Annotated in this window: 2 protein-coding genes and 1 pseudogene; all 3 read right to left on the bottom strand. The window is 72.2% G+C overall.

What is annotated here, in order from left to right; translation table 11 throughout:
- Positions 1-306, bottom strand: a pseudogene (locus tag AX737_RS33205) (hypothetical protein); the annotation flags it as partial.
- Complete coding sequence (locus AX737_RS35815) at positions 287-1,087, bottom strand: hypothetical protein (protein WP_012752936.1); 801 nt, start codon at positions 1,085-1,087, stop codon at positions 287-289. The gene AX737_RS35815 and the pseudogene AX737_RS33205, both read right to left, overlap by 20 nt.
- Positions 1,080-2,317 (bottom strand): dGTP triphosphohydrolase (dgt, locus tag AX737_RS13290; RefSeq protein WP_066922048.1); only part of this gene is annotated, 1,238 nt, incomplete at its 5' end. The genes AX737_RS35815 and dgt, both read right to left, overlap by 8 nt.

The following is a 2,317-nucleotide window of genomic DNA, read 5'->3' on the forward strand; positions in this document are numbered from 1 at the left end:
GGCGAGGTCAGGCGGGTCAGGCGGAGCATGGATCGTGGACGGCGCGGGGTCGACCGGCGCGCTCGCGGCTTCCGTGGTCGCGCCCGCGCCCGTCGCGCGGTCGCCCGAACGGCGTCCGAGGCTCATCCAGCCGACCAGGAGGACCGTCGCGCCCGTGACGAGGGCCGGCCAGCCCACCTGGACGAACTGCATCGCGGCGGCCGCCAGCGCCACGGCCGATCCGAGCAACAGAAGGCCTTCCCGGGCTCGGCCGGCCCCCGGTTCGCGCCCTGCCATGGACCGCGCCTCACCGCTCGCCACGGCCACCCCTGCGCCCAGCAGGGTCGGCGCGCCAATCCCGTGCCCGAGCCCGGCCCTCGGCAGGGCTGCACCGGCGCTGCGCCACGGGTCCGACAGGCCGGGACGGCGCGCCGGCAAGGTTCGCCGCCGCGGCGAGCCGCGACACGGTATCCGCGTCGAGATGGTGGCCGGGCGCCGTCGCCATCCGGCGCAGGTAGTCGGCCAGCCTCGGGCCGACGGCCTGCCCGGGTTCGAGGAGGATGCGCAGCGCCCGGAGCGCCGTGCCGCGCGGGTTCGGGTCTTCCTCCAGGTTGATGTCGACCGTGCCGTGACCCAGCCAGGCCGCGAACCGCGGGCCGTGGTGAACCCGGTGGCAGCCGCACAGGTACAGCACGGCGTCCCGGTCGAAGAAGGTCGTGTGGACGAGGTCGGCCAGGCGCGTCGCGCGGACGTGGCCGGTGCGCACCGCCCAGGTGGAGGGGAGGGCCCAGACGTCGTAGGAGTGCCGGCGGCCGGCGATCCGGTACCCGCCGAAACGGTTGCGCACGGCGCGGCCGTCGCGCAGCAGCTCCGCCAGGCGCCCCGGCGCGGTGTCCACGACGAGGTCCACGTCCGACCCGAACGCGTCGGCCCCGCCCCAGGCGATGTCGCGGGGCATGCCCCCGAAGATGGCGACCTCGCCGGCCTGGCCCAGGTGGCCGATCAGGTCCGCGATCTCGTCGCCGCCACGGGCCTCGTCCGCGAGGAAGGCCCGCATCCGCCGGCCCAGCTCGGCCCCGTCCCGGGCGCGCCTGCCCGGGTCAGCCATGGTGCCGCCCCAGGTCGTCGCGCAGCGATACCGCGAAGGTATCGGTCATGCCCGAGATCATGTCGGTGATGAGTTGCAACTCCCGGTAGCGCATCGGCATCCGGTTGCCCGGAGCCTCGGCGACCCGCCGGTAGTTCTCCGAGATCCGGGAGTAGACGTAGGCCGGCAGGGCCTCGCGATCCGACCTCAGGTCGTCCGGGTCCTTGCGCTCGACCACGGCCGTCCAGAACATGTCCATGAGCTCGTGGAGCGTGCGGTGGCCGGCGAGCTCGACCTCAAGGACGCTGCGGTGGCGGTAGACGTGGAACTTCGCGAAGCGCTTGAGCGAGGTCCACAGCACGACGGCGTCCGAGGCCGCCATCAACTCCCTGTCGAACGCGCCGGCCATGATGGCGTCCCGGTTGGCGACGAAGGCCCCGACGGCCGCCCGGACCATCGTCCCGATGGCGTCGACGCGGAACATCTGCATCGAGATGTCGTCGAGTTCCCCGGGCGAGAGTCCCTCGTCGCGGAAGTCGGCATGGTAGCGCTCCGCCCGCTCGCAGACCCCGAGGGTGACCTCGTCGTCGCAGGCATCGTGGCGCAGCCACGCCGTCAGCACGTTGAAGTTGATCAGGTTCTTCTTGGCGGCGTCCTCGACGTCCACGACCGAGTAGGCGATGTCGTCGCAAGCCTCCATCACGAAGGTCAGCGGATGCCGCACGCCCTGGCGCAGCCCGGTCTCCGCCCAGACCTCCGCGGCGATGCCGGCCTCGGACTGGAAGAAGTTGAACTTCTTCCGGGCATGGGACGACTTGTCGACCGCGTCCGAGGGCACGGGGTACTTCATCAGGGCCGCCAGGAAGGCGTAGGTCATGTTGAGCCCGAAATCGTCGTTCAGGATCTGCAGCCGGGTCAGCAAGCGGAACGCCTGCGCGTTGCCCTCGAACGCCAGGAAGTCCCGGCGCATCGGCTCGGTCAGGCCCGGCGCGTCGAAGATCGCGAAGGAGCCCGGCTCCTCCGAACGGGGTGTCGCGTGACGCTTCATCCAGGTCTGGATCGCGGTCTCGCCCTGGTGCCCGAAAGGCGGGTTGCCGAGGTCGTGGGCGAGCCCGATGGCCTCCAGCAGGGCCGGCACGTTGCGCAGGGGCTCGACCGACGCCGGGAAGCCGAGCGCCTCGCCGTGGACGAAGGCCAGGGTGGTCCCCATGCTCCGCGCCATGTTCGCCACCTCGTGGCTGTGGGTCAGCC

It is taken from the genome of Methylobacterium sp. CCH5-D2 (assembly GCF_001556475.1).
In the GTDB taxonomy this organism is placed as follows: domain Bacteria; phylum Pseudomonadota; class Alphaproteobacteria; order Rhizobiales; family Beijerinckiaceae; genus Methylobacterium; species Methylobacterium hispanicum.